Annotated in this window: 12 protein-coding genes; 2 read left to right on the top strand and 10 right to left on the bottom strand. The window is 57.1% G+C overall.

Features of this window, described 5'->3' with window-relative positions; genetic code table 11:
• Positions 1-124 precede the first annotated feature (124 nt).
• From PGR91_RS00910 to PGR91_RS00870, 9 genes are all read right to left on the bottom strand, one after another.
• Complete coding sequence (locus PGR91_RS00910; RefSeq protein ID WP_118655360.1) at positions 125-1,153, bottom strand: MnmA/TRMU family protein; 1,029 nt, start codon at positions 1,151-1,153, stop codon at positions 125-127.
• Between the two features lie 58 nt (positions 1,154-1,211).
• Entirely contained in the window at positions 1,212-1,562 is a 351-nt protein-coding gene (locus PGR91_RS00905) for a DUF3276 family protein (RefSeq protein ID WP_055202417.1), read from the bottom strand.
• Positions 1,563-1,714: 152 nt separating this feature from the next.
• Positions 1,715-3,310 carry a S41 family peptidase gene (locus PGR91_RS00900; RefSeq protein WP_259336690.1) on the bottom strand — a complete coding sequence of 532 codons (1,596 nt, stop codon included), beginning with the start codon at positions 3,308-3,310 and terminating at the stop codon, positions 1,715-1,717.
• A 45-nt stretch (positions 3,311-3,355) separates the two neighbouring features.
• A complete protein-coding gene (gene hisS, locus PGR91_RS00895) occupies positions 3,356-4,723 on the bottom strand; it encodes a histidine--tRNA ligase (RefSeq protein WP_101571546.1) in 1,368 nt (455 codons plus the stop codon).
• 21 nt (positions 4,724-4,744) lie between these two features.
• Positions 4,745-5,641, bottom strand: coding sequence for a HEPN domain-containing protein (locus PGR91_RS00890; protein WP_055202411.1), 897 nt, complete (start codon positions 5,639-5,641; stop codon positions 4,745-4,747).
• Positions 5,642-5,654: 13 nt separating this feature from the next.
• Entirely contained in the window at positions 5,655-7,331 is a 1,677-nt protein-coding gene (gene ettA / locus PGR91_RS00885; protein WP_055202410.1) for an energy-dependent translational throttle protein EttA, read from the bottom strand.
• Positions 7,332-7,423: 92 nt separating this feature from the next.
• Entirely contained in the window at positions 7,424-8,236 is an 813-nt protein-coding gene (gene nagB / locus PGR91_RS00880) for a glucosamine-6-phosphate deaminase (RefSeq protein ID WP_118655356.1), read from the bottom strand.
• Between the two features lie 106 nt (positions 8,237-8,342).
• Positions 8,343-8,882, bottom strand: coding sequence for a hypothetical protein (locus PGR91_RS00875; protein ID WP_118655354.1), 540 nt, complete (start codon positions 8,880-8,882; stop codon positions 8,343-8,345).
• Between the two features lie 30 nt (positions 8,883-8,912).
• The gene (locus PGR91_RS00870) at positions 8,913-10,859 is read right to left on the bottom strand and encodes a PIG-L family deacetylase (protein ID WP_101571542.1); all 1,947 of its coding nucleotides are present in this window, start codon (positions 10,857-10,859) and stop codon (positions 8,913-8,915) included.
• Between the two features lie 239 nt (positions 10,860-11,098).
• Here PGR91_RS00870 and PGR91_RS00865 point away from each other — a divergent pair, with 239 nt between their 5' ends.
• Together PGR91_RS00865 and PGR91_RS00860 are read left to right on the top strand one after the other, a co-directional pair.
• Positions 11,099-12,991: a biotin/lipoyl-containing protein gene (locus PGR91_RS00865; protein WP_055202402.1), complete on the top strand. Its 1,893-nt coding sequence runs from the start codon at positions 11,099-11,101 to the stop codon at positions 12,989-12,991.
• A gap of 80 nt (positions 12,992-13,071) precedes the next feature.
• Positions 13,072-14,142 (top strand): hypothetical protein, encoded by a 1,071-nt coding sequence (locus PGR91_RS00860; RefSeq protein ID WP_118655352.1) that lies wholly within the window; start codon positions 13,072-13,074, stop codon positions 14,140-14,142.
• Positions 14,143-14,202: 60 nt separating this feature from the next.
• Here PGR91_RS00860 and PGR91_RS00855 read toward each other — a convergent pair whose 3' ends face one another.
• Positions 14,203-16,704, bottom strand: a complete 2,502-nt coding sequence (locus tag PGR91_RS00855; protein WP_118655350.1) for a beta-L-arabinofuranosidase domain-containing protein — start codon at positions 16,702-16,704, stop codon at positions 14,203-14,205.
• Positions 16,705-16,713 lie beyond the last annotated feature (9 nt).

The raw sequence follows: 16,713 nt of genomic DNA, 5'->3' as shown, positions 1-16,713 counted from the left end.
AACGTGGCGCACCGCGCGCGGTGCGGGTTTAACGGTGCAAGTTTACCAAAAATTTTTCAGACCGGGGCTTCGCAGCGCGTAAAAAGTGACCGGAACGATCGGGTTTATGTTTTTACGGAGCATTTTACCGCCGGCAGTCGGCGAGGATGCCTCCTCCGACGACCAGATCGCCGTCGTAGAAAACGACGGGCTGTCCTTTGGCCGGGGCCCAGGCCGGTTCGCGGAGTTCGACGAGCAACGACTGCCCGTCGATTCGGACGCGCGCGTAACCCTCCGGGTTGCGGCCCACGCCCCGTATTTTGACCCGTACGGTTTGCGAGTCGGTCAACCGCTGCGGATCGGCGGCGCAGAACTCCCGGACGGTCAACCGGCGGTAAAAAAGGTCGGCGTCGCATCCTGCGGTCACCCGGTTCCGCGCGGCGTCGATCCCGGTGACGACGACCGGTTCGCCGGAGTCGGTGCGCAGTCCGCGTTTTTGTCCGATCGTGTAGAACGCGCAGCCGTCGTGGCGTCCGATCGTCTTTCCCCGTGCATCGACGATTTCGCCGGGAACGATTCCGGGAACCTGCGTTTTCAGGAATTCGGGGTAGGAGAGTCCTTGCAGGAAACAGACGCCCATGCTCTCCCGCGACCGGAGGGCGGACGGGAGCGATGCGGTCACCGCTTTTTTGATTCGTTCGCCCATCGGCGTCAGGGCTATCCGCAGGTATTCCTGCGACAAGCCCCACAGGTAATAGGACTGATCTTTGGCCGGGTCGGCGGCCGTGCGCACGAAGTATTTTCCGTTTTCGTAGCGAACACGGAAGTAGTGTCCGGTGGCGATATGGTCGTAATGTTCGCGCCGGGCGATGTCGTACAGCGTTTTCCATTTGACCCGGGGATTGCAGCGAGTGCAGGGCGCGGGCGTTTCGCCGCGCAGGTAGCTGCCGGTAAAATAGCGGACGATCTCTTCGCGGAAAACTTCGCGGACATTTTCGATCCGGAACGGAAGGTTCAGCCGTCCGGCCGCCTGCCGGATGCGCGTTTCGAGACCCTCTTCCCCGACGGTATCCAGCGTAAGCAGCGTGACGGCATGGCCCTGTTCGGCGAGGTACCGCGCCGCCGCCGTGCTGTCGATGCCGCCGCTGAAGCCCAACAATACGTTTTTTCTCATACGGAATGAAAAAAGCGTCCGGATCTTTTTCGGACGCCTTTGTTTTCGTTGTCGTGCGTTACAGTTTGTCGAATTCGTCGTCCAGCGACGCGGGGATGCTGCTGATCGCCGAGCCGTCCGGATTGAAACACTCCGGCTTGTGCTCCCGGATGTACCCGACCACTTCGTCGAGTCCTTCCGCGAATTTGCAGAAGTCCTCCTTGTAAAGGTGGATCTTGTGTTTTTCGAACGAGAATTTTCCGTCCTTTTCGGTTTTTTTCCGGCTTTCGGTGACTGTCACGTAATAATCGTCGTTCCGCGTCGCCTTCACGTCGAAGAAATAGGTGCGCCGTCCGGCCCTGACTATTTTTGAGTAGATCTCTTCCGCTCCGTCGCTTTCGCTTTCCTTTTTGTAGTCAAAATGATTCATGCCTTTCGTTTTTGTTAGCAGTTATAGGTTGTTAAAATTAAAAAGAAAAAGAGATATAAGCAAATATTCGGGGCAAAATAAGCGTATACGGCTCCGCCGGCTGCAAAAACCGATTTGCGGCCGGCGGAGCGGATGGATCGTTTCGTGTCGGATCAGTAGGCGATGCCGGAACCGTAACGCTCCCAGTCGCGCAGCACTTCGAGCGCTTTGGCGAAGACCGGGTCGTCCTCGCCGTTGACGACGAGGTAGTATTCGTTGACTCCCCACATTTTTTGCGCGATCAACGCTTTCAGTTGGGTTTTCAGCGCTTTTTTCGAACGTTCGAACTCTGCGGCGTCGAAGGCGATCCCCTTTTTCGTGGCCTTGGCCGTCAGGGCGTCGAGCACGTCGTCGGAGACGGTGAAGTCGCTGACGAACTTTTCGGGAGCCGCGTAACGCGACGACAGCGCCGGACGGTTCTCGTCCAGGTATTCGATGACGAATTCGTTGATGACGCCCTGACGCACCAGGCTGCCCCAGTATTTCGTATAGTCCGACGTATCGAGCGGTACGACGATGTCGGGCGTGATTCCGCCGCCGCCGTAGACGGTGCGGCCGCTACGCAGGGTTTTGAACCGCTGCGTGGTGTCGCCGCCGACCGAATCGGAAGCTCCCGGTTCGAACCGTTTGTTGAAATCTTCATAATAGGCGTCCAAATTGCCGTTTTCATACGGGCGCTGGATCATGCGTCCGGTCGGCGTGTGGTAGCGCGCTACGGTCAGCCGCACCGCCGAGCCGTCCTGTAACGGGAACTGCCGTTGGACGAGTCCCTTGCCGAACGTGCGCCGGCCGATCAGCAGGCCGCGGTCCCAGTCCTGAATCGCTCCGGATACGATCTCGCTGGCCGAAGCCGAAGTCTCGTTGATCAGCACGATCACCTTCCCTTTCGTGAACGGGCCGTCTTCTTTCGCGACGATTCGGTCGGGCGGCACGCGCATCCCTTCGGTCGATACGATCACCGAACCTTCGGGTAGGAAAAAGTTGCTCAGTTGTACGGCTCCGCCCATCAGCCCGCCGCCGTTGCTGCGCAGGTCGAGGATCAGGGCGTCCATCGGCCCCAGTTTCTGCACGGCGTCCGTGAACTCCTTGTAAGTATTGTTCGCGAAACGGTTGATCCGAATGTAACCGGTCTTCGGATCGACCTTGTAGGCGGCGTCCACCGTATTGATCGGAATGTTGTCGCGCACGATCGTGAAGTCGAGCGGTTCGCCGCCGCCGTGGCGGACGATCCGCGTCTCTACCCGGCTGCCTTTCGGCCCGCGCAGCAGTTTCGGCACGTCGATCTGTTTGACGCCGACCGAGCTTTTGCCGTCCACCGCGACGATCCGGTCGTTGGGGAGCAGGCCCACCTGTTCGGCGGGACCGCCCGAAATGACGTTGACCACGATGATCGTATCGCGCAGTACGTTGAATTCGATGCCGATGCCGCTGAAACTGCCGTCGAAGCTCTCCTTGACTTCGACCATCTCCTCGGGAGATACGTAAGTCGAATGCGGGTCGAGTTGCAGCAGCACTTCGCGGATCGCGCTTTCGACCAGCTCATTGTTGTGTACCGTATCGACGTAGGCGCCGTTCAGGTAACGGTAGAACTGCTGGAATTTCTGCAAGTTGCCGGCCGGATCGTCTTTCGCGTCGTTCTGGGCCGAAACAAGCGCCGGCGCCGCGAACAGCAGCGTCGCCAGCAGGATATGGATTTTCATTCTTATCATTGCAGTATCTTTAATGTCCTTGTGATAACGCGCCTCGCCGGCGCATTATTGCAGGCGCGCGGCCAGTTCCGCCAGCGGAACGGCCTGCTGTTCGCCGGTCGCCATGTTTTTGACGGTGGCGTTTCCGGCGGCCAGTTCGTCGCTGCCGATGATCACCACCAGCGGGATCGCGCGCCGGTTGGCGTATTCCATCTGCTTTTTCATCTTCGCGGCGTCGGGGTACATTTCGCATGGGATGCCTGCGGCCCGCAGTTGTTTCATCGCGCGCAAGGCGGCCGGTTGTTCGGTTTCCCCGAAATTCAGAAACAAAACCCGCGTGGTGACGCCCGCTTCTTCGGGGTAGAGGCAGAGTCCGCACATCACGTCGTAGATCCGGTCGGCTCCGAACGAGATGCCTACTCCCGACATGCCCGGCATACCGAAAATTCCGGTCAGGTCGTCGTAGCGTCCGCCGCCGCAGATACTGCCGATCGCGAAATCCTTCGCCTTTACTTCGAAGATCGCGCCGGTGTAGTAGTTCAGCCCGCGCGCCAGCGACAGGTCCAGTTCGATATCCAATTCCGTGCCAAGCGCTTCGACGTATCCGAAGATCGTTTCCATCTCGTCGATGCCGGCGATTCCTGTTTCGCTGCCGCCGATCACCGCGCGCAACTGTCGCAGCTTCTCGCGGTTCGTACCGTTGAGCGACAGGATCGGTTGCAGCGCGGCCACGGCCTGCTCGGAGATACCTTTCGAAAGCAGCTCTTCGTTGACCGCTTCGATTCCTATCTTTTCGAGTTTGTCGATCGCCACGGTGATGTCGGTCATCTTGTCGGCGTGACCGATGGTCTCGGCGATGCCGTACAGGATCTTGCGGTTGTTCATCTTCAGCGCGATCCGGATGCCGAGTTTTTTGAACACGGCCGCCACGATTTCGATCAGCTCGACTTCGTTGAGCAGGCTGCGGCTGCCGATGATATCGACGTCGCACTGGAAAAACTCGCGGTAGCGTCCCTTCTGCGGCCGGTCGGCGCGCCATACCGGCTGGATCTGGTAGCGCCGGAACGGGAACGAGATTTCGTTCTGGTGTTGTACGACGTAGCGGGCGAACGGTACGGTGAGGTCGTAACGCAATCCTTTTTCGCACATTTTCACCGACAGCGCGTTGCGGTTGGCGTCGGCATCCTGCAACGTTTCGGGTGCGACTCCGCTCAGGAAGTCCCCCGAATTCAGGATTTTAAAGAGCAGCTTGTCGCCCTCGTCGCCGTATTTTCCGAGCAGCGTCGAGAGGTTTTCCATCGCCGGCGTTTCGAGCGGCAGGAATCCGTAGGTGCGGAAGACGCTTTTTATCGTGTCGAAAATGTAGGTGCGTTTAATCATCTCGTCCGGGCCGAAATCGCGTGTGCCCTTCGGAATGGATGGTTTTTGTGCCATGACGGTGTGTTTTCTAAAATTTTATTTCGTTGGCGAACTGTCGATCAAAGCGTCCAGTTCGGCGATCTTTTTATCGTAAGCGTTGCGGGTGATCTGGCGCAGCAGTTCGACGTGCGGCCGGATGCGGTCGATGTCCGCCGGGGCGATCGTGTATTTCGGATCGTAGCGTGCGGCGATATAGGCGTCGTTCAATATTTTGAACAAGCGTTTGCTCTCTTCTGTGTCGGTCGGAAAAAATGCAAGGATTTCCGGCGTATGCACTTTACAGGATTTTACCAGTTTTTCGAGGTCGTGTATCCTCGGTTTTTTAAGGGTGTGGATCAGTCTGATCGTGTGGAGGAAAGATTCACATGCTTGATGGAAATTGAAAATGGAAAATTTATGATCTTTGTTGGAGTGCGCTAGGGCAGCGTATTTATAGAATGTTTCTCCGCGACCGTTCCATTCCTCAAAATATTCCTGTACCTGTCCTTTAAACTCTTGTGCATTCAGTTCGCACGGCGTATCGAGCGTAAACTTCCCGTTGTCGTACAGCATGATCCCCTCTTCGGCGATGTCCGTCCAGAAATACCGACCTTCTGCGAGATATTTATTAAAAGTTTGGATATGTTCCAGTATAAAACTGACCGGGGTATCCGAACGGGTGTTTCTTGCGAAAACATCTTCTACACGATCCAACTTCCGTGCGGCCCCGTAAGGTTCCACTCCGTGCTCGACTAGCACCAGGATATCGTAGTCGCTTTGGAAAGTCGTATGAACCCCGTAGTCGAACCGTTCGTCGAGTTCGACCCAGTTGCCGCGCGCATAGCTGCCGAACAAGATAACCATTTGGGCCGGTACGGCCCTGCGGATGTACTTTGTGAGGATTTCGAGTTCCTCCGCTTTGCGCTGCGGTAGGTGTCCGAGTGAGGTTTTCATACGCTGTCGGTGTTTAGTCGGCGACCAGTTTGCGGTATTTCACCCGGTGCGGGGTGTCGTCGCCGAGGCGTTTGCGCTTGTTCTCTTCGTATTCGCTGTAACCGCCTTCGAAAAACACGACCTGCGAGTCGCCTTCGAACGCGAGGATGTGCGTGGCGATGCGGTCGAGGAACCAGCGGTCGTGCGAGATCACTACGGCGCATCCTGCAAAGTTATTCAACCCTTCTTCGAGGGCGCGCAGCGTGTTCACGTCGATGTCGTTGGTCGGCTCGTCGAGCAGCAGCACGTTGCCCTCCTCCTTCAGCGCGAGGGCCAGGTGCAGCCGGTTGCGTTCGCCGCCCGACAGCACGCCGCACTTTTTCTCCTGGTCGGCGCCGCTGAAGTTGAAGCGCGATACGTAGGCGCGGGCGTTGACGCTGCGGCCACCGAGCTGGATCAGCTCGCTGTCCTGCGAGATGACCTGGTAAACCGTCTTTTCCGGGTCGATCGACGCGTGTTGCTGGTCGACGTAGGCCAGCTTGACCGTCTCGCCGACGCGGAACGAGCCGTGCAGCGGCTTTTCGATCCCCATAATCAGCCGGAACAGCGTGGTCTTGCCGACCCCGTTCGGGCCGATCACGCCGACGATTCCGGCGGGCGGCAACGAGAAGCTCAAATGTTCGTACAGCAGCCGGTCGCCGTAGCCCATCGACACGTCCTGCGCTTCGATCACCACGTCGCCGAGGCGCGGGCCGTTCGGGATGTAGATTTCGAGTTTTTCCTCCTTTTGTTTCGTATCTTCGTTCAGCATCTTGTCGTAGGCCGACAGACGGGCTTTGCTCTTCGCGTGGCGGGCGGACGGGGCCATGCGAACCCATTCCAGCTCGCGCTCCAGCGTTTTGCGCCGTTTGCTCTCCTGCTTCTCTTCCTGCGCGAGACGGTTCGATTTCTGTTCGAGCCAACTGCTGTAATTGCCTTTCCAGGGAATGCCTTCGCCGCGGTCGAGTTCGAGGATCCAGCCGGCCACGTTGTCGAGGAAATAGCGGTCGTGCGTAACGGCGATGACCGTTCCCTTGTACTGTTGCAGGTGCTGTTCGAGCCAGTCGATGCTCTCGGCGTCGAGGTGGTTCGTCGGCTCGTCGAGCAGCAGTACGTCCGGTTGCTGCAACAGCAGCCGGCACAGCGCCACGCGGCGGCGTTCGCCGCCCGACAGGTGTTTGACGGATTGGTCGGCGTCCGGACACCGCAACGCGTCCATCGCGCGTTCGAGCGTGGCGTCCAGTTCCCAGCCGTTCTTGTGGTCGATCAGTTCGGTCAGCTCGCCCTGCCGTTCGATCAGCTTCGCCATCTGGTCGTCGTCCATCGGCTCCATGAACTTCGCATTGACCTCTTCGTACTCTTTCAGCAGCGCGACCACGTCGGCGCACCCTTCCTCGACCACTTCGCGGACGGTTTTCGTATCGTCCAACTGCGGTTCCTGTTCGAGGTAGCCGACCGTATAGCCCGGAGAGAAGACCACTTCGCCCTGGAAATTCTTGTCCAGCCCGGCGATGATCTTCATCAGCGTCGATTTCCCGGAGCCGTTCAGCCCGATGATCCCGATTTTAGCCCCGTAGAAAAACGACAGGTAGATGCCGTTCAGCACTTTTTTCTGGTTCGTGAAAGTCTTGCTGACTCCGACCATCGAGAATATGATTTTTTCGTCTGCCATGTCTGTGTGTTAGTGCGGTTAATTTGCGCAAATATAATAAAAAAGCCCCCGTTTCCGAGGGCTTTTCGAGAATATGCCGTAAAACGGGGAACCTATGCGAACAGTTTCGCCGGATCGAGGTTCGCCGACTCGATGTCTTTGAAGTATTTGTAAGTACCTACTTTCAGTTCGTCGGTCGCGTCCTCGTCGCAGACGATGATTCCTTTGGGATGTACTTGCAACGCGCTGATCGTCCACTGGTGGCTGTAACTGCCTTCGATGCCGGCGGCCAGCGCGCGCGCTTTGTTGTGTCCCATCGTCAGGATCATCACCTCGCGGGCGTCCATCACGGTGCCCACGCCCACGGTCAACGCCGTTTTGGGAACCAAGTCGACGTTGCCGCCGAAAAAGCGCGAGTTCGCGATGATCGTATCCTTGGTCAGCGATTTGACGCGCGTCCGCGAGTTCAGCGACGAAAAAGGTTCGTTGAACGCGAGGTGTCCGTCGGGGCCGATGCCGCCCATGAACAAATCGATGCCGCCTGCGGCCCGGATACGGGCTTCGTAGTCGGCGCACTCCTTGCATAGGTCGGGCGCATTGCCGTTCAGGATGTTGACGTTTTCGGGTTTGATGTCGATGTGGCTGAAGAAGTTGTTCCACATGAACGAATGGTAGCTTTCCGGATGGTCTTTCGGAATGCCTACGTACTCGTCCATGTTGAACGTTACGACGTTGGCGAACGAAACTTTGCCCGCTTTGCAGTATTCGATCAACTTTTTATAGGTGCCCAACGGGGTGGAACCCGTCGGAAGACCCAGTACGAAAGGCCGTTTCTCCTTTTTGTTGTGTTCGTTGATGCGTTTGGCAATGTAGGCGGCTCCCCAGGCCGATACCTGTCCGCCGTTGGGTTCGATGATGACTCTCATAATTAAAAATATTTTATTTGTTCTCGGTTGTGAACGTTCTGGACCACTATGGGCAGCCGTAACCGGCCATAAACGGGGTCTCAACCCGGACATTCTGTAAATAACGTTATTGGACGTCGCCCTTTCCCGCCTTGAAAGTCACTTGGTTGGCAGTGTCTTCCACGATGTAGATGTCTTCGTATCCGGGAGCGATCGCGATGCTTTTTTGATAAAACGCCATCCCGTACGCGACGTCGTTGATGTAATACTTATTTTTCTCGTCTTCGGTAAACGAAGGCAATAATTCTGCTTTTTTCGTGTTGAATGAAGTTTGTAGAGCGACCAGAGCGGCCTTAATCGACGCGCTTTGCTCCTCGTATTTCTGCTTGGCCTGTGCATCGCACTGTGCGTAAGCTTCTTCCTCGGTGTCGCCCGTTGCGTTGATCGTGAATTTGACTCCGAATTGTTTATTGATATTTGCGATACCTTCTTCGAGCAGCGTATTTAGCTGATTCAGATTGTTCGTTTCACTTCCGAGATAACCATCCTGTCCGAGACCGATACGGGTCTGGTATTCGCGGCTTACTTTAGCCTGGTTGTCTTCGTCGTCTTTGCAACCGCAGAACAGCAGGGCCGCGCAACTCATCAGGATTAGGATTTTTTTCATGGTTTCAATAAATTAAAGGATTTGTGTTTTTTATAGTTTGAAAAGGTCCAGTCTGACAAATACTTCGATCGCTTGATATTCGGCCATTCCCAGCTTGTCGTACATCCGGGCGGTATTCTGCGTACGTTCTTCGGCGCGCTGCCAAAATTCGCGCTTGTCTTCGCCGGGGAACGGCATCACGTCCTTCTGCGACAGGTGGCGGTAGATGGCGTGGCGTTTCTGCACCACCTCGTCCGGGCTGAGCGGCACGGCCATGTCGACCATGTCCAGATCCCACTCCTGCCATGCGCCCCGGTAGAGCCAGAACCGGCAATCTTTCACCCAGGGTTCGTTCTGTATCTGGTACATCGCCTCGATGACCGCTTCGATGCAGGTGCGGTGCGTTCCGTGCGGGTCGGACAGGTCGCCGGCGGCATAGATTTGGTCGGGCTTGAGTTCCTGCAATAATTTTACGACGCGCGAAATGTCGTTCTCGGTCAGCAGTCCCTTTTTGACGCCTCCCGTTTCGTAGAACGGCAGGTTCAGGAAGTGGACATTTGTCCGGTCGTTCAGCCCCATGTGCCGGCAGGCCGCCTTCGCTTCGGCGCGGCGGATCGAGCCTTTCAGCTTGCGGAGTTCCAACGGTTCGGGTTCGCCTTTGCGCTTACCGGCGATGATCGCTTTCACTTCGTCGTATTTGTCTTCGAAACCGCATTCGCGGGCGGTGTCGATCGTTTGCAGCACCACGTCGTCGTGCACGGCGATGTTGCCGGACGTTTCGTAAGCTACGTGGACGTCGTGTCCCTGGGTGATCAGCCGGCGGAACGTGCCGCCCATCGAGATCACGTCGTCGTCCGGATGCGGGCTGAAAATCAGCACGCGTTTGGGGAACGGCTGCGCGCGTTCGGGACGCGTCGAATCGTCGGCGTTCGGCTTGCCGCCGGGCCATCCGGTGATCGTGTGTTGCAGGTCGTTGAATACCTGGATATTGATCTCGTCGTAGGCCATGCCGGAGATTTCGAGCAACTGGCCGAGACGGTTATCCACATAGTCCTGATAGGTCAGTTTCAGGATCGGTTTGTCGACCTGCTCGCACAGCCACAGCACGGCCGTGCGGATAAAACGTTTCGGCCACAGGCAGCGTCCGACCAGCCACGGCGTGCGGATACGGGTCAGTTGCGAGGCGGCGCCTTCGTCGACCACGACTTCCATGTTCTGGTGCTCCTGCAGGCAGGTGGCCGGAACCAACAGTTGGCGTTCGCCTTCGACCAGCTCCTTGACGACGTACGCTTTTTCTTCGCCCCACGCGATCAGGATGATGCGTTTGGCGTCGAGGATCGTTCGCAGTCCCATCGTGATCGCCTTGTGCGGTACGTAGTTGATGCCGTAGAAGATCGATGCGGCGGCCTTGCGGCTTTCGTTGCCGAGGGCGACCAGCCGCGTCCGCGTATTGGTGTAGGTGCCCGGTTCGTTGAACCCGATCTGCCCCTGTACGCCGGTACCGAGCACCATCAGGTCGATGCCGTCGTACTGCTCGATCAGCGCTTCGTAGTCGCGGCAGAACGTTTCGACTTTGTCCTGCGGCAGCGTCCCGTCCGGGATATGGATGTTCTCGGGTTTGATGTCGATGTGATCAAGCAGACTCTCGTGCATCGAGTAATTGCGGCTCTGCAACTCCTTCGGCGAGATCGGGAAGAATTCGTCGAGGCTGAATATGACTACGTTGTGAAAACTGAGCCCCTCTTTTTTATGCAGTTCGACCAGCGCGCGGAACAGGCCCACCGGCGATTTCCCGGTCGTCATGCCCAGTACGCACATCTCTCCGGCCGACTGTTTCTCGCGGATGCAGCCGGCGATCTCCCGAGCCACGTACATGGCTCCGCTCGCTTCGTTCTCGTAAATGTTCGTGTAGATTTTTTCGAATTTTCGGATGATGTCGGCAGGATCTGCCCCCGGCTCCAGCCCTCCCTCTTTCGGCAATTTGTAATTTCTTTCCATAGCCTCCTGATTTTATGATTCTGAACGTATTTTGTCAGCGCGTAATCGACCGCTAAAAGTAATCATTAACCGGGGATTTGCCAAATTAATCTCCGGGTAAGATAAAAAAACGATTTTTTTATGTTTTATCGCAAAAACTTCGTATCTTTGTTAATATTATAACAGAGGGGCGGTAAACGATTGCCGTCCAGCTCAGTGGGAAACTAACTTTATAAATCATCGCACTAATCAAAACAACTATGGCTCAAAAACTTTTGATAAGGGATTTGACCCTCCGGGACGGACAGCAATCCGCTTTTGCCACCCGGATGAAGCAGGAGCAGATCGACCGCGTCCTGCCTTTCTATAAAGACGCTAATTTTTACGCCATGGAGGTGTGGGGCGGCGCCGTGCCCGACTCCGTAATGCGCTACCTGAACGAAAACCCGTGGGACCGCCTCGAAAAGATCAAGGCCGTCGTGGGCGACGTTTCGAAACTGACCGCGCTGTCCCGCGGACGCAACTTGTTCGGATACGCTCCGTATACCGATGAGATCATCGAGGGATTCAGCCGCAATGCGATCGAGTCGGGACTGGGCATCATGCGTATTTTCGACGCGTTGAACGACGTGAACAACGTGAAGTCTACGATCAAGTATATCAAGAAGTACGGCGGTATCGCCGACTGCGCCGTGTGCTACACGATCGACCCGCATTTCTCGACGATGGAACGTATCAAGGCCGCGCTGAAAGGGAAGAAACTTCCGAAAGCGGTTTTCACCGACGAGTATTTCTTGAACAAGGCGCAGCAGATGGCCGCTCTGGGCGCCGATATGATCACGATCAAGGACATGAGCGGACTGATCCCGCCCAAACGCGTTTCGGATCTGATCAAGCTGTTCAAGAAAAACCTGTCGATTCCGATCGACTTCCATACGCACTGTACGCCCGGTTACGGGCTGGCTTCCGTCGTGGCTGCGATCGAGGCCGGCGTCGACGTCGTCGATACGAATATCTGGAACTTCGCCGGCGGACCGGCGGCTCCGGCGATCGAACTGATCTACATCTTCTGCAAGAAAATGGGCGTGGAGCTCGATATCAACATGGAGGCCGTCGCCAAGATCAACAAGGAACTCTATACGATCCGCAAGGAACTCGATGCGGTGGATGCGGTGAAGATTTTCCCGAATGCGTTCAACCCGCTGACCGACAAGCTGCCTGAGAACATCGACAAGGAGTTCGACCGGGCGATTGCCGCAGCCAAAAACGGAAACGAGGCCGAACTGCTCGACGCCTGTCATGCGATCGAAAAGTATTTCAACTTCCCGAAACCGAACGAACTGGTGCAGAAGGCCGAGATTCCGGGCGGTATGTATACGAACATGGTGGCCCAGCTCAAGCAGCTCAAGTCCGAATCGATCCTCGAGAGCGCGATGCAGTTGATCCCGCGCGTGCGTCTGGACGCCGGTCTGCCGCCTTTGGTGACGCCGACCAGCCAGATCGTGGGCGCCCAGGCCGTCAATTGCGCGCTGGACGTTAAAAACGGTAAGCCGATGTATTCGAACGTGTCGAACCAGTTCGTGAACCTGGTCAAGGGCGAGTACGGCGAAACGCCGGTTCCGGTCGATCCCGAATTCCGCCTGAAGATCGCCGGGGTGCGCGAGGAAACCCCGTACGACACGTCGAAATATCAGATGCAACCGAATCCGGTGCTCGAAGACGCCGGCGGAGTCAAGTTGGCCGAGAATGAAAAAGAGGTGCTGTTGCTTGAGCTCTTCCCGCTGGTCGCCAAGAATTACCTGACGGGCGTGAAGAAAGCGCGTTATGCCGCCGCTCACGCCGCCGAAGCCGCGAAAGCCGCCCAGACGGCCGCTGCTGCGCCCGCCGCCGCGCCGGCTCCGGAAGCGAAGGCCGAAGCCAAGCCGGCCGTTGCGATTACCGGAAACGTGGTTACGTCGCCGATGCCGGGACGTATCCTCAGCGTGCTGGTGAAACCGGGCGATAAAGTGACAAAAGGGCAGGATGTGGTGATCCTCGAAGCGATGAAGATGGAGAACAGCATCACGTCGGATTACGCCGGAACCGTGAAGCAGGTGCTCGTGGCCGAAGGCGATACCGTCGCCGTCGACAGCCAACTGGTCGAGATCGAATAGCGATCGCTCGGAATAATTTAGGAATGTGCGGGTCGTATTCCCAATGAAGGGCGTACGGCCCGCTTTTTAAAATTCGGAAAATGAAAAGATTTTTGACAGGCTGTATGTTGGTCTGGGTTGTGGGCGTTTCCGCCCAGAAGGAATATCGGGCGCCCGAGAGCTACGTGGACGGGCGTTCGCAGGCCGTTCTGCGGATGACGATCGATGACGAAGGGATGGTGATGCCTTGCGGGACGGGGCCCGACAGTTGCGATACCTACGGCGCACGCGAAGCCGTAGTGGTCGAGCACGAGGGAGTCTACTACCTTCATTACGACGGCGCCGGCAAAGATGGGTGGCTGTCGTGCCTGGCTACCAGCCGCGACCTGCGCCATTGGGAGAAGCACGGATTGCAATTGACCCTCGGCGAAGCGGGACGCCCCGATTCCAAATCGGCTTCGTCGCCCTGGTTGGTGAACGACGGCGCGAAATGGCATATGTTCTACGTGGGCACCCAATTTTGTACCCCCGCTCCCGACTGCATCCCGGCCACTCCTTATGTGACCCTGACGGCCGAGGCCGATCATCCGGCCGGCCCTTGGCGCAAACGTTACGACATCATTCCTTTCACCAACGAGGCCGGCACTTATTACAGCGATACGGCCAGTCCGGGCGATGTGGTGGAGCAGGACGGCGAGTACAAGATGTTTTTCGGAGCCGCGGCTTTTGACAAGGAAGGTAAACTGGGCCGTACGGTCGGCATCGCCCGTACCCGCGACCTGGGGAGCGCGTGGACGGTCGATCCGCAGCCGATTTTCCCGCCCGCCGAGCAGTGCGAGAACACCTCGCTCTATTACGAACCCGATAACGGTACCTGGTTCCTGTTTACGAACCACATCGGGATACACCCCGACCGGGGCGAATACACGGACGCCGTTTGGGTGTATTGGACCAAAGACCTGAATCGGTGGGATCCGCAGGACAAGGCGATCGTGATCGACTGCCAGAATTCCAAAGAGGTGAAAGGCGCTATCGGGATGCCGTCGGTGATCCGGGTGGGCGACCGGCTGGCGATGCTCTACGACGGCGCGACCGGAGAAAATTACGGACACATGGGCCGCGGCATCAACCTGGCCTGGCTCGCGCTGCCGCTGGTTCCTCCTGCGAAATGATTAAGATATAATAAAGTGCTAAAACGGCGGCAGGAGATCCGGCCGCCGTTTTGTTGTTGCTCAATCCTTGAGCAGTCTCGGCAGGATTTGTCCGATAGATTCGATTCTCGGGCCCCGTCCTTCTATCTGGCAATCTTCCAAAAAAGGATAACAGGTGAACGATTCGTCCGAAATTTCAAAATAGGGAATCAGCCTCAAGCCGCTGTCTTCGATGGTAAAATGAAGCGGAGCGTCTTGCGACGGTTTGAATTTTTCAAATAGTTTTTCAGGCGGGAATGGTAGCGTAACACGCCCGTTTTGCACCGAATCTCCGACAACGGCCATCAGCAGCGGGCCGTATTCGATGGCGTAAGCATTTTTGCCTTTGAAATCGGGTTCGCTTCCTTTGTACAGGGTGAGGCGGAAAGCCATCGGTAACGAAAATTGTATCTTGTCCTTGTCCGACCATTTCCGGTCGAGCGTTACGTATGATCCCGGTTTTCCCCAGGCTACCCGTTCGCCGTTTACCAAGATGACTGCGTTGCAGTTACACCACCATGGAATGCGAAGCCGGATTTTGCACGGCGTTTTTTTGCGTGCCGAAACTTCGATCTGGATGTCGGTGGGATACGGATATTCGAGTCGTTCGTTTAATCTCGGATTTATCAGGGTGCTCCCGGCTCCGGGCCGGCTGTACGGGAATTCGGTTTGCATGGTTAGTTTCATCGGTGTCCCGTCCTGTTCCCAGGCGAACGAAGAGGCGGCGAATAGGTCGACGTATACGCCGTCGTCCGCCTGCGTGTAGATGAACTCGGGCAACGCTCCGAAAAGCCGCGTCCCCTGCCCTTCGCAGCAGGTGTTGACGTCCGTGCCGTCTTCTTTACGATCTATCAGGCGGGCGTGGTAGCGGATTTTGCCGTCGGCAGTCTGGTTGGCAATGGCTACGTTGTAGATCGATTTTTCGATTTCGGCCACGTATTTTTCCTCTTCGGGGTAGAGCAGGTGGAACCGCTGGTTCAGGAACGCCCAGAACGAATTGCCGCACAGCTCGCCCGTTCCGCTGCGCAGCAGATAGGATTTGGGCGGGTAGGGCGACAGTTCGCTGATACTGATACTGCCTCCGATATGTTCGTAATATTCGTTGAACAGTTCCCAGCCTCCGACGGCCGCATCGAGGTACTGCCGGTCGCCGGTCGCCATGTAGAGGTCGAGGAACGATTCCAGCGACAGGATCAGGTAGCAATGCGGACGGTCGTACGGATATTTCCAGATCGCGTCGACATCCTTGTCGATCAATTGTTGCATCCAGAAATTTTCCTGGTAGTAACGCTGCACGACTTGCAGGTCTTCGGGTTTTCCTACCGGCGTAAAATAAAGGCGGGTGCTGGCGATGATTCCCTGGCGTCCCTGTCCGCCGCGGCGGACCAGTTCCGGCAGATAGGGGCAGGCGTTGAACCAGTCGTAAAAACCGCGCAGCAACGGATAGGCTTTCGGATTTCCTGCGATTCCCGCTTCGATCAGTCCCTGAGTCACCCACGAACGGCAGTAAGCTCCGTTTTCGAAATGCAGGATATCGCGTTCGGGATAAGCCATGAGGTATCCGTTCGACTGTTTGCAGGCTTCGATGCCGTCGACGATCCGGTTCATCCGGTCGCGCAGTTCGCGGTTTTCGACCCAGCGCAGTTGGTTGCCCGCGCCCATCAGAAAGCGACCCGCTTTCGAACCGGGCAGAATGTCGACCCATTCGGTATGCAGGTCGCGCAATGCCCCGTCCGCCGGTACTCCGGCCCGCTCGCGGAACTCTTTCAACATATCGTCTACGGAAAACGACTGAAGCAGGTAATGGGCGTTGGCATAGAGCGTTCGGCGGAACAGTCCGTCGTTTACGGTGACGCCGCTGCGCGGAACCCGCGCCGTCGGTTCGACCGGCCGCCAGCTTGCCGCCGGAGTGACGTTTTCGGGACAATTCAGTACGGCGACTTCTCCCATCGGGCGTTGCGGTCTCAATAAGGGGTGTTTACCCAGAAAACCCCGGTCGGAGTCGGTGAGCAGCCGGTTTTCCGAAACGTCGGCGCCGCCCGACCATACCTCCATTTTCCAGAGTTCGAAATAGTATCCGTTGTCGCGTTCGGGTAGCCGGGTGACTCTCAGCTCGACGTACCGGCCGGAAACAGGGTGCGCCGGGCGGAAGACGTCGATCTGGTCGACTGCGGCGGCTTCGTAGTCGCTGCCGGTGTGGTCGGCGATCGTTACGGGCCTGTCGGAGCCGTCGTCGGAGCCGGACGTTTCGATCCGGAATCGTACCGGAAATCCCGGGCGCGCATAGTAGTCCCAACTGTCGAATACGACGGGGTACAGTTTGACCGAATCGATCGGATACGGCCGTCCCAGGTCGATCCGTATCCAGCAACTTTCGTCGGCGGAGGATTTGCGTGCGGATTCGTAAATCGCGTAATTGGCTTTCGCTGCGACCCGTTCGACCCCCAGCGGGCCTCCCCGCAGGTCGGCGACCTGCGCACGGGCGGAGAAAATAGGTAAGCTGCAGGAAAGCGATGCGGCGAAAAGCAGGAAAGTTTTTTTCATGTCGGGCGG

The organism is Candidatus Alistipes pullistercoris, from assembly GCF_027665465.1.
GTDB lineage: Bacteria > Bacteroidota > Bacteroidia > Bacteroidales > Rikenellaceae > Alistipes_A > Alistipes_A hominis.
Note: the sequence above shows the minus strand (reverse complement) of the source record. Positions and strands in the feature narration are given on the sequence as shown.